25 protein-coding genes and 1 tRNA gene are annotated in these 22,569 nt (G+C 70.4%); 11 read left to right on the top strand and 15 right to left on the bottom strand.

The genetic code is table 11. The features are described from left to right. Positions 1-5: 5 nt before the first annotated feature. Genes CRP55_RS13395 through CRP55_RS13360 form a run of 8 tightly spaced genes read right to left on the bottom strand, consistent with a single transcriptional unit; the run spans position 6 to position 4,419 of the window. The gene (locus tag CRP55_RS13395) at positions 6-704 is read right to left on the bottom strand and encodes a WXG100 family type VII secretion target (protein ID WP_097320182.1); all 699 of its coding nucleotides are present in this window, start codon (positions 702-704) and stop codon (positions 6-8) included. Next, positions 701-1,012, bottom strand: coding sequence for a type VII secretion target (locus tag CRP55_RS13390; RefSeq protein WP_097320181.1), 312 nt, complete (start codon positions 1,010-1,012; stop codon positions 701-703). The genes CRP55_RS13395 and CRP55_RS13390 overlap by 4 nt, the downstream gene beginning before the upstream one ends. After that, positions 1,005-1,388, bottom strand: coding sequence for a YbaB/EbfC family nucleoid-associated protein (locus tag CRP55_RS13385; RefSeq protein ID WP_097320180.1), 384 nt, complete (start codon positions 1,386-1,388; stop codon positions 1,005-1,007). The genes CRP55_RS13390 and CRP55_RS13385 overlap by 8 nt, the downstream gene beginning before the upstream one ends. A 25-nt stretch (positions 1,389-1,413) precedes the next feature. Beyond that, positions 1,414-1,779: a hypothetical protein gene (locus tag CRP55_RS13380; RefSeq protein ID WP_245922963.1), complete on the bottom strand. Its 366-nt coding sequence runs from the start codon at positions 1,777-1,779 to the stop codon at positions 1,414-1,416. After that, positions 1,776-2,075, bottom strand: a complete 300-nt coding sequence (locus tag CRP55_RS13375) for a hypothetical protein (RefSeq protein ID WP_097320179.1) — start codon at positions 2,073-2,075, stop codon at positions 1,776-1,778. Before CRP55_RS13375 ends, CRP55_RS13380 begins: the two co-directional genes overlap by 4 nt. Positions 2,076-2,110: 35 nt before the next feature. Continuing rightward, positions 2,111-2,479 (bottom strand): hypothetical protein, encoded by a 369-nt coding sequence (locus tag CRP55_RS13370; protein ID WP_143234593.1) that lies wholly within the window; start codon positions 2,477-2,479, stop codon positions 2,111-2,113. Positions 2,480-2,483: 4 nt separating this feature from the next. Beyond that, a complete protein-coding gene (locus CRP55_RS13365; protein WP_143234592.1) occupies positions 2,484-3,194 on the bottom strand; it encodes a hypothetical protein in 711 nt (236 codons plus the stop codon). Positions 3,195-3,231: 37 nt separating this feature from the next. Beyond that, positions 3,232-4,419 (bottom strand): DUF2786 domain-containing protein, encoded by a 1,188-nt coding sequence (locus tag CRP55_RS13360; RefSeq protein WP_097320176.1) that lies wholly within the window; start codon positions 4,417-4,419, stop codon positions 3,232-3,234. A 137-nt stretch (positions 4,420-4,556) separates the two neighbouring features. Here CRP55_RS13360 and CRP55_RS13355 point away from each other — a divergent pair, with 137 nt between their 5' ends. The 3 genes from CRP55_RS13355 to CRP55_RS13345 are packed head-to-tail and all read left to right on the top strand — an operon-like array spanning position 4,557 to position 7,003. Beyond that, positions 4,557-5,294 carry a matrixin family metalloprotease gene (locus CRP55_RS13355; protein ID WP_097320175.1) on the top strand — a complete coding sequence of 246 codons (738 nt, stop codon included), beginning with the start codon at positions 4,557-4,559 and terminating at the stop codon, positions 5,292-5,294. A 21-nt stretch (positions 5,295-5,315) separates the two neighbouring features. Then, positions 5,316-6,206 carry an NAD-dependent epimerase/dehydratase family protein gene (locus tag CRP55_RS13350; RefSeq protein ID WP_097320174.1) on the top strand — a complete coding sequence of 297 codons (891 nt, stop codon included), beginning with the start codon at positions 5,316-5,318 and terminating at the stop codon, positions 6,204-6,206. Next, the gene (locus CRP55_RS13345) at positions 6,203-7,003 is read left to right on the top strand and encodes an aldo/keto reductase (RefSeq protein WP_097320173.1); all 801 of its coding nucleotides are present in this window, start codon (positions 6,203-6,205) and stop codon (positions 7,001-7,003) included. The genes CRP55_RS13350 and CRP55_RS13345 overlap by 4 nt, the downstream gene beginning before the upstream one ends. Before the next feature lie 20 nt (positions 7,004-7,023). Here CRP55_RS13345 and fdhA read toward each other — a convergent pair whose 3' ends face one another. Together fdhA and CRP55_RS52090 are read right to left on the bottom strand one after the other, a co-directional pair. After that, positions 7,024-8,250 carry a formaldehyde dehydrogenase, glutathione-independent gene (fdhA, locus tag CRP55_RS13340; RefSeq protein ID WP_245922962.1) on the bottom strand — a complete coding sequence of 409 codons (1,227 nt, stop codon included), beginning with the start codon at positions 8,248-8,250 and terminating at the stop codon, positions 7,024-7,026. After that, positions 8,243-8,488, bottom strand: coding sequence for a hypothetical protein (locus CRP55_RS52090; protein ID WP_143234590.1), 246 nt, complete (start codon positions 8,486-8,488; stop codon positions 8,243-8,245). The genes fdhA and CRP55_RS52090 overlap by 8 nt, the downstream gene beginning before the upstream one ends. A gap of 209 nt (positions 8,489-8,697) precedes the next feature. Between CRP55_RS52090 and CRP55_RS13335 the strand changes: the two genes are divergently transcribed. The 4 genes from CRP55_RS13335 to CRP55_RS52965 are packed head-to-tail and all read left to right on the top strand — an operon-like array spanning position 8,698 to position 14,568. Then, positions 8,698-9,666: a hypothetical protein gene (locus tag CRP55_RS13335; RefSeq protein WP_097320171.1), complete on the top strand. Its 969-nt coding sequence runs from the start codon at positions 8,698-8,700 to the stop codon at positions 9,664-9,666. A 55-nt stretch (positions 9,667-9,721) separates the two neighbouring features. Next, positions 9,722-12,007, top strand: a complete 2,286-nt coding sequence (locus tag CRP55_RS13330) for a CHAT domain-containing protein (RefSeq protein ID WP_097320170.1) — start codon at positions 9,722-9,724, stop codon at positions 12,005-12,007. Positions 12,008-12,030: 23 nt separating this feature from the next. Further along, a complete protein-coding gene (locus CRP55_RS13325; protein WP_097320169.1) occupies positions 12,031-14,397 on the top strand; it encodes a hypothetical protein in 2,367 nt (788 codons plus the stop codon). Between the two features lie 21 nt (positions 14,398-14,418). Then, positions 14,419-14,568, top strand: coding sequence for a hypothetical protein (locus tag CRP55_RS52965; protein ID WP_179855154.1), 150 nt, complete (start codon positions 14,419-14,421; stop codon positions 14,566-14,568). Here CRP55_RS52965 and CRP55_RS13320 read toward each other — a convergent pair. The 3 genes from CRP55_RS13320 to CRP55_RS13310 all read right to left on the bottom strand — a co-directional run bounded on the left by CRP55_RS13320 (position 14,536) and on the right by CRP55_RS13310 (position 16,027). Further along, entirely contained in the window at positions 14,536-14,991 is a 456-nt protein-coding gene (locus CRP55_RS13320; protein WP_097320168.1) for a hypothetical protein, read from the bottom strand. The two genes, CRP55_RS52965 and CRP55_RS13320, sit on opposite strands and share 33 nt — an antisense overlap. Positions 14,992-15,085: 94 nt before the next feature. Further along, positions 15,086-15,745, bottom strand: coding sequence for a helix-turn-helix domain-containing protein (locus CRP55_RS52960; protein WP_097320167.1), 660 nt, complete (start codon positions 15,743-15,745; stop codon positions 15,086-15,088). A gap of 90 nt (positions 15,746-15,835) precedes the next feature. Beyond that, entirely contained in the window at positions 15,836-16,027 is a 192-nt protein-coding gene (locus CRP55_RS13310) for a DUF4926 domain-containing protein (RefSeq protein ID WP_097320166.1), read from the bottom strand. 798 nt (positions 16,028-16,825) lie between these two features. Here CRP55_RS13310 and CRP55_RS13305 point away from each other — a divergent pair. After that, positions 16,826-17,836, top strand: a complete 1,011-nt coding sequence (locus tag CRP55_RS13305; protein ID WP_097320165.1) for a sugar phosphate isomerase/epimerase family protein — start codon at positions 16,826-16,828, stop codon at positions 17,834-17,836. 143 nt (positions 17,837-17,979) lie between these two features. Further along, positions 17,980-18,987 carry a sugar phosphate isomerase/epimerase family protein gene (locus CRP55_RS13300; RefSeq protein WP_097320164.1) on the top strand — a complete coding sequence of 336 codons (1,008 nt, stop codon included), beginning with the start codon at positions 17,980-17,982 and terminating at the stop codon, positions 18,985-18,987. Positions 18,988-19,046: 59 nt separating this feature from the next. Here CRP55_RS13300 and CRP55_RS13295 read toward each other — a convergent pair whose 3' ends face one another. Further along, positions 19,047-19,352, bottom strand: coding sequence for a hypothetical protein (locus tag CRP55_RS13295; RefSeq protein WP_097320163.1), 306 nt, complete (start codon positions 19,350-19,352; stop codon positions 19,047-19,049). Positions 19,353-19,541: 189 nt separating this feature from the next. Here CRP55_RS13295 and CRP55_RS13290 point away from each other — a divergent pair. Next, positions 19,542-19,614, top strand: a tRNA-Asn gene (locus CRP55_RS13290). 128 nt (positions 19,615-19,742) lie between these two features. Here CRP55_RS13290 and CRP55_RS13285 read toward each other — a convergent pair. Continuing rightward, the gene (locus tag CRP55_RS13285) at positions 19,743-21,017 is read right to left on the bottom strand and encodes a threonine/serine exporter family protein (protein ID WP_097320162.1); all 1,275 of its coding nucleotides are present in this window, start codon (positions 21,015-21,017) and stop codon (positions 19,743-19,745) included. Positions 21,018-21,226: 209 nt separating this feature from the next. Between CRP55_RS13285 and CRP55_RS13280 the strand changes: the two genes are divergently transcribed. Next, the gene (locus CRP55_RS13280; protein WP_097320161.1) at positions 21,227-22,498 is read left to right on the top strand and encodes an NAD(P)/FAD-dependent oxidoreductase; all 1,272 of its coding nucleotides are present in this window, start codon (positions 21,227-21,229) and stop codon (positions 22,496-22,498) included. Positions 22,499-22,569 lie beyond the last annotated feature (71 nt).

Here is a 22,569-nt window from a genome sequence, read left to right as displayed (position 1 = left end):
GTTTTTCAGCCCTGCATCAAGCGGGTCAGGTTGGTGAGGCTGGTGATGAGGGCTGTGGTGTAGCCGAGGATGCGGCCGGCCCATTTGACGACGGCTGAGGCTATCTGGGCGGCGACGATGGGGATGGTGATCACCAGTAGCGCCTCGGCGGCCCAGACGATGACGCGGGCGACCAGGTCGGCTATGAGGTCGCGGACGATGTCGCGGGTGAAGGTGACCAGGTTGCCGGCGGCCTCGGTGGCGGAGGACATGGTGGCGGCGAGGACGCTCAGGCCGCCGAGCGCGTCGACGTTGTTGGCCATCAAGGACTGGTAGGTGGTGGCGGCCGGGCCCTGCCAGTCGGGGAGGTCGGCGGCCAGGTGGCCCCGCAGGTCGGCGGACATCGACTGGAGTTCGCCGGAGATGTTCTGCCAGGTGGCGGCGTGGGAGGCTACGCGGTCGGGGATGCCGGCCAGCTTGTCGAGGACCTCGCGGAGCGGCTCGAAATATTCCATGGCCCAGCCGAGGCCGTTGGCCAGCAGGGCGCTGAAAGGGTCGAGCACGGTGGCGGTGGCCTCGAGGGCGAAAGCGCCGCCGGCCAGGGCGCCGTCGATCCAGTTGCCGCTGCTCACGGACTGGTGCAGGCCCTGGAAGCTGTCGACGAGCGAGGCGCCGGTGGTGCTGCCGCCGGGGTTGATGACGTTGGCCACCAGCGAGGTGCTCACAGGTTGCCCGCCTTTCGCAGCCGCTGGGCGGCGGCATCGTCGGCCTGGTCGTAGCCGGCGCCGGTCTGCCGCAGGGCGTCGCCGGCGAGACGCAGGTTCTCCTCGACGTACGCGATCAACTGGTCCTGCCGCGCGTGCCGCGACTCCAGGATGCCGGAGATCCAGCCGCAGAGCAGGCCGTACGCGGCGTCGTCCTGAGTGATGGCGGAACTGGCCGCCTTGACCGCGGCGAACCGCTCCTGAACGGCGTCGACCTTGGCCGCGTGCCCCCTGATCTGCTCGGCGTCGACCGAGAAGCCGTCAGCCATGATCTTCCAGCCGTTCCCCGATGACCCGCCCGGCCAGAGAGTCAGGCCCGACAGTGTCCACAATGATCGCCTGGCTCTGCCTGGTGGCCTCGTGTTTCGCCTCGCGCAGGGCGGCCATGACGGCCCGCCCGACGACGTCAGGCGCGAAGCGGTGGATCCGGTCGGTGAACTGAATGTCCCGCAGAACACCGGAGGCGTCGATGGTGACTTCAACGAGGTCGTTGCCGTCCCGCCCGGTGGTACGCAGCTCACCGAGCCGATCACTCATGGCTTGCGCATTGGCGGCATTCCGGTCGATGCGCTGCTTCCAGTCCTGTAGATAGGCGCGCGAGCTTTCGGGGGTGAGGAAGTCGCTTTCACCGAGAGCGCCAGTCATGCCTATGGATGCTACGGGCTGGGTGCTACCCCTTCGCCGAGGCGATCACCGAGCGGAGAGTCTCGAGGAGCCGGCGGAGGTACGCGGCGGCCGAGGCGTCCGTCGGGTCGTCGAGACCACGGTTGCCGTCGCCGGCAACGAGACGGAGAAGCGTTCCCTCGGGCTGGGGCTCGGACAGGATGGTCTCCAAGGCGACCAGATATTGCTCGAGGAAGAGCGTGCTGGTCTCCGCCGTGTCCCGAAGCTCCTCGCGGACTTCGTCGAAGCTGTCCGCGTCGTGGACGTAGCCGTGCAGAAGCGCGCGCACCTTGTCGATGGGCGAGAGCGCCGACCGCTCCGCGATACGCGCCCGAAGCGATTCGGGGAGGCCGGAGCTGCCGATGTCGGTCATGTGGTCCGCTGTTCGGCCTCGGCGATCACCGACCGGAGAATCCCGGCGACCTGAGCGAGGAAGGCCGCGGCGGCCTCGTCCGTGCTCTCCGGGAGGCGCCGGTTGCCGTACCCCTCGACGAGGTGGAGCAGGGCGCCGGGTGCGTGCTGCTCCGCCAGGACCGACTCGATCGCGGTCAGGTCCTGGCGGACACCCCGCGTCGTGGTCAGAGCGACCTGCTGGGCCTCCCAGCGAACCTCGTCGAGGCTCGCGGCGTCGGCTACCTCGATGCCCAGGAACAGGCGCACCTTCTCCATCGAACGACCAGCGCCGGGCTCCGTCATGCGGCGCGTCAGTGCCGTGCTCGCTCGGCCTCGTCGATGATCTCGCGGATCATCCGGGCCAGCTCGCGGAGGAAGGCGGACGCGCCGGCGTCGGTCGGGTCGTCGTCCAGCGGCCAGCCGCCGTCACCGGCTACGAGGTAGAGCAACGTGTTCGGCGGCAGCGGCTCGGTGAGGACCGCGTCGATGGCGTCGAGATCCTGCCGTAGGTACGTCGTGGTGTGCGCCGCCGTCATCCGGAGCTGGGAGCGGACCTCGTCGATGCCGTCGGTGTCGGCGACGTGGCCGCGAATCAGCGAACGGACCTTCTCCAGCGACGAGCGGGAAGCCTGCTCCGCCATGCGCGCGCGGAGGGGCTCGGGGAGCTGAGACGAGTCCACGACCTCACCCTAGCTGCGTCGGGAAACCGGAAGGGAACGCCGTGACGAGGAACGGCTCGGGTGGATCCGATCCGGGCGCGAGCCGAATGCGGACGACGACACGGCTGACCGTCGCGTACTCGGCCTGACGTGGCCCGAAGCCGAACATCCCGCTGTTGTAGTAGCCGTGGCCGACGCGATGCCCGGCTTCGTAGGTTCCCTCGTAGAAGCCTTTCAGTGCCAGGTCGCTGCGGATGGCCTCCCAGTTCCGCTGGACGTGTTCGTTGACCTCTCGGGTCATGATCGTCGGGTCGTCCCATTTGAACGACTTGTTCTCGGTCTTTCCCCAGGGATCGTCGCCGTAGATTCGTCCTTCGACCGTCCGGATGTCCGAGCCGGGGTCTGCTCGTTCGAGGGGGATCTGTGAGCCGTGCCGTTCGATGGTGTGGGCGCCGTGTCCCTCATGGGCGGCGTCGTTCGCCGAGATTCTGAACCGGGGTGGGTCTGCGCCGAGCCTCTCGTAGACGTCCATGACGCGACTGAGTTCGGGGTCGCTCGTATCCGGCGTGGCTCGGGCCGCAATGGCGCCGGCTCCGTCGGGATGGGGGGTGCCCGCCTGGATGGCGGACGCCACCGCATTCTGGGCGCCGGCCACGCTTTCGGCGCTGTGTGAGCCGGGGCCCCTCGCGCGATGTGGGGAATCACCGCCGCCCGGCGACTTGGGTTTGGCGGTCATGGCTCCCGACGCTAACAAGGGACGTCCATCTATCTGGTCAGGTGTTTGTCACCTCGTGGCGGCCGTGCAAGGCGGCTCTGTCGGCGGCGGCTCGGCCTGAGAGCCAACCCGCTCGGTTGCTTACCGTTGTTGTTCTGTGGGTCAACTGGGGGAACTGTTTGTCCACCTCGGATCTGACCTCGTCGTCTCGGGCGGCCAGCACCGGCAGCAGGTCGGCCGATGGGGTCACCTCCTGCACGGCCGCCTTCAGGCGTTCGCCTATGCGGGAGGCGTAGGCCGTCAGGAACGACTGGCGGAAGGAGCGGGCGCTTGAACGCTCGTGTGTCATCGCCCTGGTGGCCTGGACCAGCAGGGACGTGAACAGGATCTCGGTGGCGTCGAGGTCGGTCGGGAAGCCGATCAGGGTGGAGAAGCCGAACCTTTTCGTCCACACCGCGCGGCAGCTGTTGGCCTCGGCGACCACCTGCAGGAGCAGGGTTTTCGGGGCCTCGTACGGGCTGTCGACGGCCACCCTCAGGCTGGCCGGCCTGTCCCGCCTGCCGCTTTTCGCGGTCAGCAGGGCGTGGTCGATGCGGTGGCGGGCCATCAGCTCCTGCGCCTTGGCCGTGCACGCCTCGGCCTCCTCGGGGAAGTCCGTGGACTCCGCCTTGGCCAGCAGGGCGCGCACCTTGCCCAGCGTGCGCTGGTCGAGGTCGGCCGCCGCCACCGGTGACGACGGCGCGCCCGGCGGCGGGATGATCTGCTCGATCGGGGGCAGGGACGCGAGCAGGCACAGCGCCTCGATCACGGTGACGATCGCGGTCAGGCGGGGGAGGGATTCCCGCTCGGCCCACTCGCTCAGGTAGAGGTCGTCGTGTTTCCACCAGACCGTGGCCCCGAGGTCGCTGATCTGCGCCTGCCACCTGTGGTCGGTGGTGGCCGCCGCGTGGGCGCGCATCTCGGCGGCGATCGCGTCGCCCATCAGCTTGGCGTGGCGCGCCGAATGGTCGCGGCGGGCGCACCGGGCCAGCTCGGCGGGCTGCCAGCCCTGGCTCCAGCAGCGCTGGACGGCGCCGAGCAGCGCGGTGAGCAGGGCGCGGTTGACTTCCTGCTCGCCGAGGGGGCCGGTGAGCAGCATCAGGCGGTGTTCGAGCTCGTGCAGCCGGCCGGCGCGGGCGGCCTGGACCGCCTGGTCGACGGTCTCGTCGGCCAACTGCGGGCGTGTTTCATCACTGTTTCTGCGCATTTGACCTCCGTTCGATCGCCCGACAGTACCGAAGCCGCGGAAGATCGTGCGGGGCCTGTGGACAACTACCGAACGGCAACTCGGATCGGGGCCTGAGCTGCCGATCTTCGGGGTCCGTCCCAGAATCGGAGTCCCCCATGCCTCGCTGGTCCCGTGCCGCCTTCGCCGTCGTCGCCGCCCTGCCCTTGATCATCATGCAGCCGGGCGTCGCGCAGGCCGCGGGCAACGCGAAGGCCTACAAACTGCTCAGCCAGACCGACGGCAAGGGGCCGGTCGCCCGCTGGAATCCGTGCGCCGGTCCGATCGATTACCGCGTCAATCTCACGCGCGCCCCGCAGAACTCGCTGCCCGAGGTGAAGACGGCCTTCGCCAACGTCGCCAAGGCGACGGGCCTGACTTTCCGGTACGCCGGGACGACCACCGCCATTCCCGCGGCGAACAAGGGGTACAACGGCGTCTATCCCGCCGGCACCGAGATCGTGATTTCCTGGGTCACTCCCGGCGTGCACAGCAGCATGCTCGGAAAGACCACCACCACCGCCGGAATGGGCGGTTACATGGCCCGCAGCGCCTTCACCGCGTCCGGCGCCCAGGCGTGGAGCATGACCGAGGGCCGCGTCGTCCTCAACGCCACCCTCACCAAGAAGATGGCCCGCGGATTCGCGGCCGGCCGGGGCGGCACCACGGGTCAGTTGCTGATGCACGAGATCGGTCACGCGGTGGGCCTCGACCACCCGAAAATCAGCGACAAGTACGAGATCATGTACCCGATGCTGACCACGAAGAAGGCGACCTGGGGCGCCGGGGATCTGGTCGGTCTGCGCCTGGTCGGCAAGAGCGCCGGTTGCCTGTACGCGGTGAACCCGAAGGCTTGACGGGCGCGCGACGATGCGTACGTGCGAATTCTCGTCGTCGGTGGAAGCGGCCTGATCGGTGCTCATGTGGTGGAGGTGCTGCGCGAGCGCGGGCACACGGCGACGACGGCGGCACGCAGTCCGCGCCCCGGTGTCGACCACGTCTTCGAGGCCAAGAGCGATGACCCGCGCCGCATTCTGTCCGGTTGCGACGGCGTGGTCCTGGCCACGCGCACCGACGAGCAGAAACCGTTGCCCAAGCCCATCTACCCCGCCTTTCGGCGGGACATGATCGATCCGGTGGTACGCCTTTTCGCCGCGGCCCGCGAGGAGGGCCTGACCCGCGGCGTCCTAATGGGCTCGTACTACACGTATTTCGACCGGCTGCTTCCTCAGTGGCGTTTGGTCGAGCGTCACACGTACGTCCGCTGCCGTCGCGAACAAGCGCAAGAGGGCCGCGCCGCGGCCGGCCCCGACTTGCCGGTGGCCGTGCTGGAACTGCCTTTCGTCTTCGGCCGCGCCGGCGACCGCCTCCCCAATTGGTCGGGCCCGCTCGACCGCTGGACCCGCTCCCGTTTCCCTTTGGCGGCGCCGGCCGGTGGCACCGCCGTGACAACCGCCCGAAACGTCGCCGAGACGGCCGTCGACGCCCTCGAATCCCGCAGCGGCGACGACATCCCGATAGCCGACGAAAACCTGTCATGGGCTGAGATGATCGCCCGCATCGCCGACCACAAAAGGCCGGTTCGGAACTTGCCGTCGGCCGTGGTGAAAGCCGCCCTGAGCGCCGGTGGCGCTCTCCAGAAGGCGACCCACAAAGAGTCGGGCGTCAATCCTTCGTACGCCGCCGATCTGTTCCTGAGCGACCTCTTCGTCGAGCCACCCACCGGCCGCCCGGTCGACGCCGCGATCCGCGAGTCCTTTCCGCGATGACGTTCCGCATCGGGGGCGACCTGGAGGTGCGGCGCCTCGGCTTCGGCGCCATGCATCTGCCGGCGGCGCCGGCCGCGGCCCGCGGGTCCGCCCTGGCCGTGGTGAGTCGAGCGGTCGAGCTGGGCGTCACGCTGATCGACACCGCTTATCTGTACGGCGGTGGCGCCAACGAGGAGCTGCTGGCCGAGGCTCTACACCCCTATCCGGAGGGCCTGGTCATCACGACCAAGGTCGGCGTCGAGCGATCCGGTCCCGGCGGCGAGTGGCGGCTCGACGGCCGCCCGTCCGTCCTGCGGGCCCAGGTCGACGGGGCGCTGCGCCGGCTGCGCGTCGAGCGGATCGAGCTGCTCCAGCTCCACCGGATCGATCCGGAGACGCCCCTGGCCGACCAGCTCGGCACGCTGCGGGATCTTCGCGACGCTGGCAAGATCGGCCGGATCGGGCTCTCCGAGGTCACCGTGGCCGAGCTCGGCCAGGCCCGGCGGATCGTCGAGGTGGCCAGCGTCCAGAACCGGTACAACCTGCTCGACCGCGAGCACGAACCGGTGCTTGCCGCCTGCGAGCGGGCCGGCATCGCTTTCTTGCCGTGGCGGCCGGTGGCGGCCGGAACGTCGGGGGAGACGCGGCGGATCGCCACAGTCGCGGCCGAGATCGGGGCCACCGCGACGCAGGTCGCGCTCGCCTGGCTTCTGCGCCGGTCGCCGGTCATGGTTCCCATTCCCGGCACAGCGAGCATCGAGCACCTGGAGGAGAACCTCGCGGCGGAGGGGCTGAGCCTGCCCGCCGACTTCGATTAGAGGGCGGGCAGGCCGGGTGATCAGGCGGCTCGCTTGCCCACGACGCCGTGCGGGTCGAGGACGTACTTGCGGGCCGCGCCCTTGTCGAACTCCTGGTAGCCCTGCGGGGCCTGGTCGAGGGATATCGGGGTGGCGTTGACGTTCTTCGCGATCTGCACCTTGTCGTGCAGGATCGCCATCATCAGGTTGCGGTTGTACCTCATGACCGGGCACTGGCCGGTCACGAACGAGTGGGACTTCGCCCAGCCCAGGCCCAACCGCAGCGAGAGCGAGCCCTCCTTGGCCGCCTCGTCCACGCCGCCCGGGTCGTCGGTCACGTAAAGGCCCGGCACGCCGATCGCGCCGCCGGCGCGGGTGATCGTCATCAGGCTGTTGAGGACAGTGGCCGGCATCTCGGTCTGCGCGTTCTGCCCGTGGCCGCGGGCCTCGAAGCCGACCGCGTCGACCGCCGCGTCGACCAGCGGCTCGCCGATCGCCGGGGCGTCGTGGCCGAGGAGCTGGCGCACCTGGTCGGTCGGGTCGCCGTCGGCGACGTTGATCGTCTCGCAGCCGAAGCTGCGGGCCTGGGCCAGCCGCTCCTCGTTCAGGTCGCCGACGATCACCACGGCCGCGCCCAGCAGGTGGGCCGAGGTGGCCGCGGCCAGGCCGACCGGGCCGGCGCCGGCCACGTACACCGTCGAACCGGTCGTGACGCCGGCGCTGACGCAGCCGTGATAGCCGGTGGGGAAGATGTCGCTCAGCATCGTCAGGTCGAGGATCTTCTCCAGCGCCTGGTCGCGGTCGGGGAACCGGAGCAGGTTCCAGTCCGCGTACGGCACCAGCACGTACTCCGCCTGACCGCCGATCCAGCCGCCCATGTCGACGTAGCCGTACGCCGATCCGGGCCGGTCCGGGTTCACGTTCAGGCAGATGCCGGTCTTGCCCTCCTTGCAGTTGCGGCACCGGCCGCAGGCGATGTTGAACGGCACCGAGCACACGTCACCGACCTTGACGAACTCGACGTCCGGCCCCGCCTCGACCACCTCGCCGGTGATCTCGTGACCGAGCACCAGGCCCTCGGGGGCGGTGGTCCGCCCGCGGACCATGTGCTGGTCGCTGCCGCAGATGTTGCTGGCGATCGTCTTGAGGACGACGCCGTGCCGTGCCTGGCGCCCGATGTTCGCTTTGTTGACGCCCGGCCCGTCCTTCAGCTCGTACGTCGGATAGTCGATCTCGTGGACCGCGACCCGGCCTGGGCCCTCATACACCACTGCTCGGTTTCCTGGCATCGTTGCCTCCGTCCAGAAGTGAAGAACTGCCTTCGTCAGTCTTCTCCGGACCGGGCTCTGAATAACGAGGATTTGTCGCGTCTCGCGTCGATCCCGGCAAATCGGCCAACATCTGCTCAATAAGACGGAGGCGGCCGGCGAGGTCGACGTTCGCCGCGCGCAGCTCTTCCCGGAGGTAGTCGGACAGGGCGTCCGGCGCCGGCTCGTCGCTGCTCATGACTCCAGGTTTTCACACTTGCGGGCTAGTTCGTTCACCCGATGCCATCCTCCTTCCGACGGTCTCTTGTGGACCATGTTGCCGGAATGGCTCCTCTGAGCCGGTGATCGCGCTGCCTGACCGGCGGCCAGAACAAAACATGTCGCTGTTCACTGTCAGCAACTTCCTGGGTCAGGGTGAGTCACCTTGAGATTTCCTGGGAGGGCGCGGTGCTCGGAACGCTCCACACGAACGGCGTCGACGAGGTACGCGACCTGGCGCGCCGGGGCCTGCTGGCCGCCACGATCGCGAGCACGTCGGGACCGGACCGGCTGCGGCTGACCGGCGCCACGTACGCCATCGTCTGGCCGGTCGTGTACCGGCGGCTCACGCAGAAGATCGAGCTGGGCCGGGGGCACCCGGGCTGCGCGTCCTCGGTGAGCCGCCTGGCCGCCGAGTGCCTGGACCGCTTCGAGAACGACGTCGAGGCGGTCGTCGAGGACGTCACCCGCAAGGCGAGCACGCCGATCGAGAACCTGGAGGGGTGGATCGCCAGCCGCCTGGTGCCGGCCACCGTGGACGGGCACCGCCGCCGGCGCGGCGCGAACGGCGCCCTGCAGCGCCCACGGGTGCCGGCCTGGCTGGCCACCGAGCTCGGCGGCGACACGTGGCTGATCGATCTGGCCACCCAGATGCTGATCTGGGTCGGCACCCCCACGACCGCCGGCCACGACCTGTGGCCGGTCGAGAGCTGGATGGTGCGGCGCTGCGAGCGCCACGGTGGGTGGTCGTCGTACGGCGAGTCCGACGTGCGGGCCGACATCCGGGCTGTGCTCGGCGCCATGAACAAGCGGCCGCACTGGTACGAGCAGTACGTGGAGGTGCCGCTCGGCCACAAGCAGCCGCCGGTCGTGTCGGCCGCGCAGTTGGAGGGCCGGGGCGAGCCCGCCACCGACGCCGCCGAGGAGCACGAACGCCTGCTCACAGCCCTGGCCCACGGGGCCGTGCAGCTCATCCGGGCCCGGCTGGCCCGTGGCGAGGCGGCCCGGGTCGTCGTGGTCGACGTGCTGACGACGGTGTTCGGCGCCGACCCGGACGAGCCGGCCGGCGCCGTCGAGCGGGTGCTCGGCGACGCCGAAGGACTCGAGCGGATCGTGTCGACGGTGCTCGAGATCCTGCGTACAGACGAAGAGCGTTAGCCACCCGGGACGTCGTCCGTCAGAACCAAGAAGACGCACGACGAGGGGGAGAGCAATGACGCGACCGGACGAGAACGTCACCGCGCGGCTCGACGCGCTGATGGCCGCGGTCGCGCGACGCGGGCCCGTCGACACGGACGGGGTGAAGGCCGAGCTGGCGAGCATGGCCGACGAGTACGGCGCCGACCCGCGGCTGCGGACGCTGTTCGACACCATGCACTCCGCGATGTCGGCCACCGACGCCGCCTCGATGCGGGACTCGCTGGGCCGCCTCGGTGCGCTGGCGGGCAACGCTCCCGGCGTGGCGCCGATGATGGACCTGATGCCCGACTACCTCGCGGCGATCGAGGCGCACGAGAACGGCGACGACCTGGCCGCGGCGGCGCGGTTCTCCGAGGTGCTGGCCCGATCCGGCGACCTGCCCGCGGGCAACCCCCTGCGCGAGGCGATGGCCGAGGTGGCGCCGGCCCTGAACGCGATGCTGACGGGCACCGCCCTGCCGGAGCCGCCACCCGGCGCGAGCGACGCCGAGCGGGCGTTCCACCTGATGGCGAACGGTGGCCGGGACGCCGACCCCGGCGCCGGGGTGGCCGACCTGCGGCGGGCCTTGGAGCTAACGCCGCCCGGCCACCCGCAGCGGCCCTTCTGCCTGGCCTCGCTCGCGCTGACCCTGTATCGCCGGTCGGAGGCGAGCGGCTCGCTGGCCGATGTGGACGAGGCGATCGGCCTGCTGACCGACGCCCGGCGCGAGGCCGGCGGCCCGGAGCACCAGCACTGGTCGTTCATCAACGAGATGCTGGCCGGGCTGCACCGCCGGCGGGGCGACTCGGCGCCGGCCCGGCTGGCCGCGCTCGAGGGCCTCCGCGGATATACCTGGCGGATCCTGCTCCAGCCCGACCCGGCGTCGGCCCGTGCCGTCGCGGCCGAGGCGGCTCAGGAGGCCATGGCCGCCGCGAGCCGCTGCCTGATCGACCATCAGCCCGCCGACGCGCTGCGGGCCCTGGACGCCGGGCGCGGGCTGATGCTGTTCGCCACCACGGAGCTCCGCGACCCGTGCACCCGCTTGATCGACGCCGGGCACCGCGATCTCGCCGACCGCTGGCGGGCCACCACCGACCCGTCGCCGCGGCTGCGCGAGCAGGTCCTCGAGGTGCTGGCCCGCGGCACCGGCCTGCTCGACCCGCCCGACCTGGACGAGATCCAGCGTGCGCTGGGCCGGCTCGGCGCCGACGCGCTGGTCTACCTCGTGCCCGCGGACGCGCCGGCGCCCGGCTGGGCGGTGATCGCGCCGGCCGGGGGGCCCGCTCGTTACGTACCGCTGCCGCATCTCGTCCTGTCCGAGGGCGTCCATCTCACCGCGGCCGCGACCCGCGACGTGGGCGAGGACGACGACGAGCCGCTCGACGACAGCCTCGGCGCGCTGTGCGAGTGGGCCTGGAAGGCCGCGATGGGCCCGCTGTCGGCCTCCTGTCCGGCCGGGGACCGGGTGCCGCGGCTGGTGCTGATCCCCATGGGTGACCTGGCCAGGGTGCCGTGGCAGGCGGCGCGCGACCCCGGCGGGACGTACGTGGTGCAGCGGGTCGCCCTGTCGCAGGCGGCCTCGGCCCGGATGCTCTGTGACAGCGCCGCCGCCGAACCGGTACCGGTCACGCCGTCCGGTCTGGTGCTGGCCGATCCGGACACCGGCGGCCGGGCGCCCGATCTGCGGTCGGCGCGGCTCGAGGCGTACGCCATCCACCGCCGTTTCTATCCGGGCGCGACCTACGTCGGCCGGAGGCCGGACGGGCGGGTCAGTCTCTCCGGTGCCGGCACTGCTGATGACGTACGCCGGTGGCTGCGCGCCGACAGCAGCGAGGCCGGCACCATGCTGCATCTCGCCTCGCACGGCGTCATGACCACCGACCGGGCCACCGCGTCGTCGCACCTGCTGCTGGCCGGCGGCGACCTCACCGCCTCCGAACTGGTCGGCGTGATGGCCTCGGTCCAGCGGGAGGTGGCGCTGGTCGTGCTGGCCGCCTGCCACACCGGCCGGTCGATACACGGCTACGACGAGGCGTACAGCCTCGGCACGATGTTCCTGGCCGGCGGCGCCCGCTCGGTGCTGTCCACCCAGTGGAGCATCCCCGACCAGGACACCTCACTGCTCATGTACATGTTCCACCACTTCCTGACGACCGAGGGCCGCCCGCCGTGGGACGCGCTGCGCCAGGCACAGATGTGGATGCTCGACGACGACCGGCGGCCGCCCGAGGGCATGCCGTCCCCGCTGCGCCGCATGCTCGCGGACACCGAGCCGGCGCGCGTCGTGGCGTGGGCGGGCTTCGTCCACTGGGGCCAGTGACTTCTCGAAAGGGTGGCGAGACCGTGGACGACGACATCGCGAGACTCCGGGACGAGCTGTCCCGGCTGGACGGGCCGGCCCGGCTGCCGAAGCTGGCCGAGCTCGGATCGATGCTCAACAAGCGCTACTGGACGGCCGGGCCGGGACAGCCGGCCTCCCTGCCGCACCTGTCGGCCGCGATCGAGGTGTGGGACGAGGCCTACCGGCTCCTGGATCCCGGCGATCCCGCCCGGGGGCAGATGGCGGCGCAGCTCGGCACGTACCTGGCGGTCCGGCACGGCGCACACGGCGGCGCCGTCAAGGATCGGGACACCGGCATCTTCGTACTCGATGAAGCCCTGAAGTTCCCGAGCGTCCCGCCGGCGCAGATCGCCATGGCCCGGATCTACCTGGGGCAGCTCTACCTGGGACGGGCCACCGAGGCGATGAGCCCGGCGGCGGCCCGCGGCGGCTTCCTGCACGGCGCGCCGACCGGCGCCGGCGACGACGCCGACCGCGCGGCCCGGCTGTTCCGCGAGGTCCTCGCCGGGCCGGCGATCAGCGAGGACATCGCCGCCATGACACGGACCCTGCTCACCATGGCCGAGGCGCTCGGGCCGCTGCTCGGCGGCAACCCGGCCGGCCTCGACATCGGCAAGCTCATGGAGTCGATGGCGGTGCTGCAACGGCTCCAGCAGCAGGGCATGCCGACGATGAACTGGACGGTCGGCGACCCGCTCACCTATCCGACCACGGTCATGGACGCGCCGGTCCACCAGCCGCCGACGGTCCCGCCGCGCCGGTCCTCTCCAGTGCCGGCGCCGCGTTCCGAGTCCGACCCGCCGCCGCGTTTGCAACCCGACTCGCCGGCGCCGCGCTCGGAGCCCGGCTCGGCTCGTCAGGCGGCCCACGACCGGCTCGCGTCGCTGGTGCCCGATCCCCGCCGGCCCGTGTGGGATCAGGCCCGCGACCTGCTGCTGGCGGGCCCGTCGGCGGTGGCGCCGGGCGATCTGGACGCCTTCGTCGGCGCGGCGGCCAACGCGGCCGCGGGCGGCGGCGTCGACCGGCTGCTGCTGGCGATCGGCCTGTCCCTGCGCGAGCAGCGCGACGGCAACGGCTGGGGCGACGCCGACGACAGCGCCTTCGACGATGCCCGGGCCGAGCTCAGGGCGGCGATGGCCGACGTGCCGCCCGACCATCCGGCCGCGGTCGTGGTGGTGGAGGCCGTCGGGGGAGTGCTCGACGGGGAGCGCCCGCTGGCCGGGGCGATCACGGAGATCTCCTCGTACGCGGAAAAGATCTCCTCCCTGACCCCCGCCGCAGCCGATCTCGCGGCGCTCTGCCGCCGCGAGCCTTTCCAGGTCACCGTGCCGGCCGCCCACCCGTGGCACGCCATGCTGACCACCGCGGCTTCACACTGCCAACTGCTTGCTGATGTACGCCGTAAGCCGGCCCTCGCCTGGGAGAAGCTCGCCCGCGAAGGCCGTGCCCGGGACGCCTTCACCGCCTTCGAGATCTCGATGCCCGACCCGGCCGCCCTGGACGCCGTCGCGGCGGTCACCGGCGTCACGCCGTCGTCCCAGCCCGAGACTCCGGCGCCGACCCCGGACGAGGTAGCGGCCGCGGTGCGGAAGCTGGGTGCGGCGGCGCTCCTCTACGCGCATCCGTCCGGCACCCTGCTGCGCCTCGACGCCGCCACCGCCCGGCTCGACGTGCCGGATTCCGTTCCCGCGGAAAAGCTTCTGGTGGCTGGTCTTCTGCCGCACCCTTCTGCTTCCGAGATTTCGTACGTCTCGTCCGGCGCCCAGACGATCCGGCTGGCCACCCGGGAGGTCGCCTCCGGTGACCCTCTCTTCGTGGTGAACCCGCGCGGCGACCGCGATCCGGCGATGCCCGAGATCATGGCGATACGGCGGCTGTTCTACCCGCAGTCCCTCTGCGCCGGGCGCGCCCTCGAACCGGTCGATGTTCCCGGCACCGCCGAGGACGTGCTCAAGCACCTGCCCACGGCCGGGCTGACCCACCTGGCGTGCGGTGTCAACGGCACCGAGGCGGAACTGGCCGACGGTTCGCTGCTGGACCTGGCGACCCTGCACGCCGAGGGCGGTGTGCTGATCCTCGGCGAGGGCCCGGCCGACCCGTCGCTGCTGGACGCGGGTTTCACCGGGGTGGTCGGCTGGCTGCGCCCGGTTCCCCCGCCGGTGGCCGCGCTGGCGCTGTTCATGCTCCACCTGCACCTGGTCGAGGACCGTCTTGCGCCGGTGGCCGCCGTCGCCGCCGTACGCCGATGGATGAAAGACCCTGACCGTCCTTTGTCGCCCCTGCTCACCGGGGCTCACCTGCACACCGTCAGGACAACCGACCTGACCCGGCCGGACCTGTGGTCCGCGCCGGCGTACTGCGGCCGCTGACAGGAGCACATGATGCCCGACATGCTCGAAGACCTGCTGCTGGCCGAGCTCCGCCGCTCTGTCACCACCCGAGAGGGCGTGCCCGCGGCCGAGACGACCGCCGACCTACGCCGCCGCCTGCGCCGCCTCCAGGACGACTTACGCCGCGTCGGCACACCCGGAAGTCTTTAAGACCGTATTCACCGGCGTCCCCTTGTCGTCGTCCCACTTCACCTCGTGGAAGGTAGGCTCACCGCGGCCGGTGACCTGGTAGTAAGCGGACCGCCCGACGAAGTGCAACCCTTTGACGTCGGCCGGAGTCGGCAGTTGCAGAACCAGCTTGGTGGGCCGGGCCGACTCCGGTTCCGAGCCCCCGGTGATGAATTCGAGCTGCTCACCGTGCACATCGGCCGGGTTTTGGCACCGCATGATCAGAAAGATCTCGGCTTTCCCGTCCTTGTTCAGGTCGTGGAAACTCGCCTCCGCTTTCGCCGGTCCGGCGCAACTGACGTCCGCCTGGCGGACCCAACCCCAGTCGACGTCCTCCGGAGGGGTGCTGCCGAGATCGCACCCGGCGAGGAGAGTCAAAGTCACGATGGCTGCCAGACGTCGCATGTCACGGGCCCCTTTCGCGCACGGTCTGTCTCCAGGCTGAGCACGCCCGAATTCCGCCGCCAGGGTTCCGCTGTCACTTGCCAATCGCCTGCCATCAATCAAGCACGACGCGTTCCGTCTCCCGATAGGCGACCTCGTCCCCGTCGAAACGCACGGCCGTCCAGGCGAAGAAAGCCCCATCCCCGGTGATCAGAATGTCGCCCCAATGGCTGTCGGCCCCGTACTCGGTCTCGAACCCCAGCCGCCGGTCATCGGCCTCGCGCCCCACACCGACCGTGAGATCCACCCGATGCCGATGCGCCGCCAGCCAGTCCAGCCCTCGTTCCCCCTCGAACCGCCCCCAAGCGGCATGCGACCCGGGCGAGTACCGCAACTCGATCCGCCCGATGATCTGGCGCTTCGCGGCCAGCGAGATCCGCGCCACCTGCACAGTGACCGCATCCGAGTCACATCCCGCATCCACCGGATCGCTGCCATCGGCCACATCCTGAGCGGGCCACGGCGAAGCGGCACGTTCCCGCCCGGCCGCATAGACCAGCCGCCACCGCCGATCCCACTCTTCCTGATCGCCACCGCACGCTTTGACGATCGCCAGAGTCACATCGAGCGAGGGCAACTCCTCGCCACGCTCAGCAGCCCACACAGTCGTATGAGAAAGAAACGCCCGAGGCGCCAGAAGCCGCTGACTGGTGATCCCGGCCTTAACCCGCAGCCGCCTGAGATCATCAGCAAACCCTCGAAGATCACCACTCATGCTCGGCCCACTCCGGAACGCTGCCGTCGTTCCCCCAATTGCAGCCCGCCCTCACCGACCGTGGCAACCTTCTGTCAACTTGCCACGAGATCAGCTGATCAACTGGACCTGGTCGGGTGTTAGTGCCACCTGGGCTACCGTCCGGCCGTCGCCGTCGGTGAACTCGACCTCGTAGGCCAGCCGGGGCCTGTCGAACACGTGCACCACGGCGCCTACCGCACCGGCCTTCAGCTGTTCTTCGGGCAGGTCCACCAGTAGCCGGACCGTGTCGTACAGCTCCACAGCGCCTCCGCTACGGGAATGAGATGGTCACCAAACGGGGAACAGCCGACCCGGCGTCGAGTATCCACGCCGTCCGCTCCAGCTCCCGTGCTCGCGGTCCGGGCTCGGCGGCCCGTCGCCGAGAGCCCTGCGACCACCTCCTCCTGCGCTTCGGCCACGTTGTCCGGCCCATCCGGGCGGCCCGTATGGCTGCCGTGGCCGGGGCGGTCAGGGTGCGTTCCGTCGTCTCCGGGCCCGCCGCGGGAGGGCGATCTCGGTTCCCGGTCATAGCGGCCTCTTCCCGACAAGCCGAGGCTCACAAGGGCGTTCATCTATGCGTGGCGCTGAAAATGCACTCGTCCGGGCGACGGCGCGTCGATGCTGACTGGCATAGGCGGCAGGGCGGCGAATGCCTGGTGCAGCCTGGCGTGCGGGTGCATGGGTGATCGTTTCGTGCATGCCCGAAATTGCATATGGCGCACATAGATGAACGCCTTGGGAACCTCATGGGGTGGGGGTTCGAGGGGTCTACTGGCTGGTCACCAAGGGCTGAGGCATTGGTGATCGCCGATTGATGGACGGCGGCGAGATCATGTTTGTGCGGGTCATCGCGTCGCACGACGGGTACGCCGCTGATCCTGTGGACGCATGACTCTCGTATCCGAGGGCAGGAGTTTCCACGGATGGAGGCGTCATGGCAGTGCGACGGCCGGCAACGCGCGCGTCGAGCACCGGCGGCCGCATGGTCCATACTGGACCGGTGAGCACGTGCGGATGCACGTGCAGATGCGCCGGGGCTCTGGTCCGGGGAGGACTCGTATGCGGCTGAGACACCCCTCCGGCCGGATCGTGCACCTCGGTTGTGAGATCGCCACGCGATCTTCGAGTGGATCGGCGAGCAATCTACCGGGCATCGTCCGGCAGCTCGATACCTACGGCGCGGTTCGCGCTCGCCTCGGCGCCGACGCGCTCGGCGTCAACCTCTGGCTTCCTCCCGCACTCGCCGCCGCCCTCGCCGTCGAGAGCCGCGCCCGCACCCGGCTTCGTGCCGAACTCGACGCCCGCCGGCTCGAAGTCGTCACGTTGAGCGGCGCGCCCTTCGCCGAGGGCGGCGGCGAGACCTCAAGACCTGACTCACACGCGGGTGCCTCCCCCGCGGGCGCCTCCGCCGTCGCCGCTCCCCCCAACAGCGGCGCGGCGGAGGCCGCCGAAAAACCTTGGACGGACCCGGCTCGGCGCGAGTACACGCTGGACCTGGCTCGCGTGCTGCTCGATCTTCTTGACGACGACGCCGTACGGGGAACGGTCAGCACCATCGGTCTCGGGCCCCGTGAGGGCTGGGCCGAAGCCGAGGACAAGGCCGCCCTGGGCATCCTGCGCCGCCTCTCCCACGGCCTGGCCGACCTCGCCTGGCAGAACGGCCGCGCCGTCCGCGTCGGCTTCCAGCCCGCCGAGGGGTACGTGCTGGACAGCCCCGAGCAGACGGTCGCCGCCCTCAGCCGCGTCGACAAGGACCGTCTCGGCGTCTGCCTCGACCTCGGTCATGCCGCTCGCACCTGGGACGACCCGGCCGCCGGCATCGAGACCATCACCGACGCCGGTCTGGCCATCGTCGAGGTTCGCGTCGTCGCCGTCCCCGGCGCGACCACGAGCGGCTGGCGCGACGGCCTCCGCCAGCTGTTCGGCCCCGAGGGTCCCCTCACCGAGAACCTCACCCTGGTCAGCGGCACCCCCACGCCCGACCAGATCACCAACGACGTCACGTACCTCCTGGCCGAGCTGGCCGCCCTCGGCCTGCAGCCGGAAAACGAGCCTTGCGCCGCCCGCTGAGGTGGCTAGAGTCGGTGATGGCGAGCCGGTCATCGGGAGGCGCAATCCCGGTCCGGCGCAATAACGCCGTGCGTTGGCACCACCTTGGGCGGCCTCCCTCGCCGCCCGCCTAATTCACGGCTGCCCGAGGGAGAAAAACGGCAATGGCACGTCCGATCACGCTCTTCACCGGCCAGTGGGCCGATCTGCCCTTCGACGAGGTGTGCCGGCTCGCGTCCGAGTGGGGGTACGACGGGCTCGAGATCGCCTGCTGGGGTGACCACTTCGAGGTCGACCGGGCGCTCGCCGAGCCCGACTACGTCGACCGCAAGCGCGAGCAGCTCGCCAAGTACAACCTCAAGGTCTTCGCGATCTCCAACCATCTCGTCGGCCAGGCCGTCTGCGACCACCCGATCGACGAGCGCCACCAGGACATCCTGCCCGCCGCCATCTGGGGCGACGGGGAGCCCGAGGGCGTACGGACCAGGGCCGCCGACCGCATGAAAGACACCGCCCGGGCCGCCGCGAAACTCGGTGTCAACACCGTCGTCGGCTTCACCGGCTCGTCCATCTGGCACACCGTCGCCATGTTCCCGCCGGTGCCGCCGGCCATGATCGAGCGCGGCTACCAGGACTTCGCCGACCGGTGGAACCCGATCCTCGACGTGTTCGACGAGGTCGGGGTGCGCTTCGCGCACGAGGTCCACCCCAGCGAGATCGCGTACGACTACTGGACCACCCGCCGGACCCTGGAGGCGATCGGGGACCGGCCCGCCTTCGGGCTCAACTGGGACCCGTCGCACTTCGTGTGGCAGGAGCTCGACCCGGTCAACTTCATCCTCGAGTTCAAGGACCGCATCTACCACGTCGACTGCAAGGACGCGAAGGTCCGTACGGGCGACGGCCGCCGCGGCCGGCTCAGCTCGCACCTGCCCTGGGCCGACCTGCGCCGCGGCTGGGACTTCGTCTCGACCGGGCACGGCGACGTGCCGTGGGAGGACTGCTTCCGCGCCCTGAACGCGATCGGCTACGACGGCCCGATCTCGATCGAGTGGGAGGACGCCGGCATGGACCGCCTGGTCGGCGCGCCCGAGGCGTTGCAGTTCGTCCGGCGGCTCGCGTTCGACGCCCCGACGGCCGCGTTCGACGCCGCCTTCTCGTCGGCGTCCTGACCCCGTACGACAAGAAACCGCCCCGGACCTTGAAGGCCCGGGGCGGTTTCCTATGAGAATCAGTACGTCGAAGAGGACGTGGTCGAAGCGGTGGTCGAGGTGCTGCTGGGCGTGGTCGACGAGTCGGACGACTCCGCCGTCACGTGCAGCTTCTCGCCGAGCTTCGACGACTGCAGCTTGTCCTTGCTCTCCGAGTAAAGCTTGTTGGCCTGCGACTGGGCGACACCGGCGGCCTCTTGCACCGTCGGGTGCTCCCACACCTTCTTCGCGTTGGCCCGGATCTCCTCGTACTTCTCCCGGCCGGCACGGCTGCCCAGGACGAAGCCCGCCGCGAGACCGGTGATGAACATCAGCTTTCCGCGCATGATGGCGGCTCCTTCCGTTCGTGACGCGCGCTTGCGTCGATGTGACCGTGCATACCCATCCTGCCGGTCACTCATTCCTGATTCCGGCGATTCGCCCGGTCGCGGCGAGCCGGGGATCCCCTTCGCGAAGACCGGGGATCGTCATGTACTCTGTTCCCCGGCACCAGGAACCACAGGTGCCAGGCACGATCCCCTGTAGCTCAATTGGCAGAGCAGCCGGCTGTTAACCGGCAGGTTATTGGTTCGAGTCCAATCGGGGGAGCGGCGAGTCCCGGGGTCCCCCTGTCCGCAAAATGCGCGGACCGGTAGGACCCCGCCTCTGTATCTACTCCGGGGCCGAGCCCCGGAAACCCCACGGCGTCGTGGTTGCGGTGAGCGGGCAGGGTGCGGCTACCTTGCCTTTGGTGTTGGTACTTCTCTTGGGTGCAGGTTGTCCAAAGAGCGGGCTATGGCTCGGTAGACGGGGTGGCCGCAGAGGACGCCCAGGGCTACGGCGAGCATGGAGGCCAAGGCGCTGAGCAGGTCCTGGGAGGCCTGGGCCTTGTCGGCGCCCAAGTACTCGGTGACGCCGATCAGGCTCAGGGCGCCGGGGACCAGGAGCCAGAAGCCCGGCAGAAAGCTGACCAGGGCGGGTGGGCCCGAAGGCAGGCGTTCCACCAGGCAGGCGACCACGGTCAGGACCAGGGCGCCGACGAAACCGCTCAAATAGCCGCCGAGCAGGATGTTTCCGAAATACTGGCCGATCCAGGCCGCGTACAGGACCAGGCACAGCCATCCGAGCGAGCGGCGCGGCGCCGAATGCACCAGGTAGCTGCCGATCGCGACGATCAAGGCGCCGAGCCAGGGCGCCCATGGGCCCAGCGAGTGCTGGAAGGCCTCGGTCTGGGTCTCCACCCTCGGCAGGCCGACCGTCTGCGCCGCGCCGACGATGCCGAACGCGAGCAGCAGCAACTGGAGCACCCCGGTGACCAGGCGGCTGGCGCCGGTGACCATCTCGGCCGCGGAGATCTCCACCACACCCATCGTGAGCATGGCGCCCGGCAGGAAGGTCGCCAGCGGCGCGACCATGGCCCGAAGGTCGGCGTGCGCCCAACCTGTGTCGGCCAGCAGGAACGTCACCGCCGACACCGCGAACGCGGCCGCCACCGGCATGATCATCTGAACGCTGACCCACCGGGCGCCGACCAGCTTGAGAGCGCCGACCATGGCACCGAAGATCATCGACAGCAGCAGGTCACCCCAGGTCGGCTGCAGGACCAGGCAGATACCGCCGGTCAGCACGGCGTACGAGCCGATCTGCATCGCCGGGCGGAAACGTGCCCGCATGGCGAGGATCTGCTCTATCCGAGCGACCCCGTCGACCGGTTCCAGTTGTCCCCGTTCGGCCTCCTTGAGCAGGTCATACACGGCGGCGGTCTGATCCAGCCGCAAACCCCCGCGGAGCTGACGGGTGGGTTCGAGGGTGGCGGGCCGTCCGGGTTCCAAAGAGACGACGGTGTACGTCGGGAGCACGCTCACCCGGGCCTGAGGCGCGCCGTAGACGGCGGCCACGCGCCGGAGCCGCTCCTCGATCCGGTTGACGGCCTCGCCGCAGGCGGTCAGGGCGCTGCCCAGATAGAGCAGGAACTGTTGCAGCTCCCGCCGCTCGTGTTCGTCGTCCGCCATGCCCGGCACGCTAGATCGCGAATCCGGTCCGGAAATCCTCCCGCGGGAGTGAGGTCGCGGCGGATGGGTAAGACAGGCACGTCCCGCTCGCGTGCGGCTGGGACGCGCCCACGTGCGTACGGCAAGCGCAAGCGTGACCGAATCGCCTGCCCGGACCCACCGCCGCCGTTAGTCTGAGCTTGCCTGGTTCGTCCCCTTGTGAGGTGCCCGTGTCGCAGCCAATTGAGGTGGACGTCGTCATCGTCGGCGGCGGTCTCGCCGGCCTTTCCGCAGCCCGCCGCCTTGATCGGGCCGGCGTGGAGTGGCTGCTGGTCGAGGCGTCCGACCGCATCGGCGGCCGCGTCACCACCGACACCGTCGACGGATGGCACCTCGATCGCGGCTTCCAGATCCTCAACACGGCCTATCCGCGGGTGCCGGCCCTGGTCGACGTGGCCGCCCTCGACATGCGCTACTTCACGCCCGGCGTGCTGGTGCGGCGCGGGGGAGACCTGCACCGCCTGGAAAACCCGGCCCGTGACCCGCTGGCCGCGGCGCAGGCGCTGACCTCCGGGGTGGGCACGCTCAGCGACCGGCTGAAGTTCGCCGCGCTGGCCACCAAATGCGCGACAGTGCCGGCGGCCAAACTGCTGGAGGCGCGCGAGACGACCACGCAGGAGTTCCTCCGCAAGGCGGGCATGTCCCACCGCATGATCGAAGAGGTCCTGCGGCCGTTCCTGTCCGGCGTCTTCGGCGACCGCTCGCTGGACACGTCGAGCCACGTCTTCGCCATGATCCTGCGCTCGTTCGCGCGAGGGCGGATGGGCGTGCCGGCCGCGGGCATGGCCGCGTTCCCGGCGGCGATCGCGGGCCCACTGCCGTACCCCCAGCTGTTGATCGGCGCCCGAACCCTGTCCATCGGCCCCGGCATGGTCGTCACCGAAGGCGGCCAGATCAACTGCCGCGCCGTAATCGTCGCGACGGACCCGCCCGCGGCGGCGGCCCTGCTGCCCGGCCGGCTGCCGGTGCCGGACATGCACGGCCTGACCACGTTCTACTTCGGCGCCGACAAGGCCCCGCTCGACGAGCCCACACTGGTCCTCGACGGCGACCGCCGCGAGATCATCGCCAACACGGTGGTGGTCAGCAACGCGGCCCCCGAATACGCGCCGACCGGCAAATCCCTGATTGCGGCCTCGGTCGTCGGCGTCTCGGCCCCGTCCAGCGCCTCCGAGGCGGTGATCAGGGTCGAGCTGGCCCGCCTCTACGGCACCCCGACCGACGACTGGGACCTGCTCGAAGTGATCAGCATCCCCAACGCCCTCCCGTCGGCCCGCGTGCCGCAGGCCAATCTCCGCAAGCCGGTCGACCTGGGCGACGGCCTCTTCGTGGCCGGCGACCACCGCGACAGCCCGTCGATCCAGGGCGCCCTGGCCGGCGGCTGGCGCACGGCCGGCGCCGTCCTGTCCTGGCTGGGCGCGGGCGTCGGAGCCGCCCGATGATGCAGCGCTGCATAAGCTCGGGAGATCGCTGGCTGTGAACAGGGCCCACGGGTTAGGATCGCCGCCGGTAA

It is taken from the genome of Paractinoplanes atraurantiacus (assembly GCF_900215205.1).
Taxonomy (GTDB): Bacteria; Actinomycetota; Actinomycetes; order Mycobacteriales; family Micromonosporaceae; genus Actinoplanes; species Actinoplanes atraurantiacus.
Note: the sequence above shows the minus strand (reverse complement) of the source record. Positions and strands in the feature narration are given on the sequence as shown.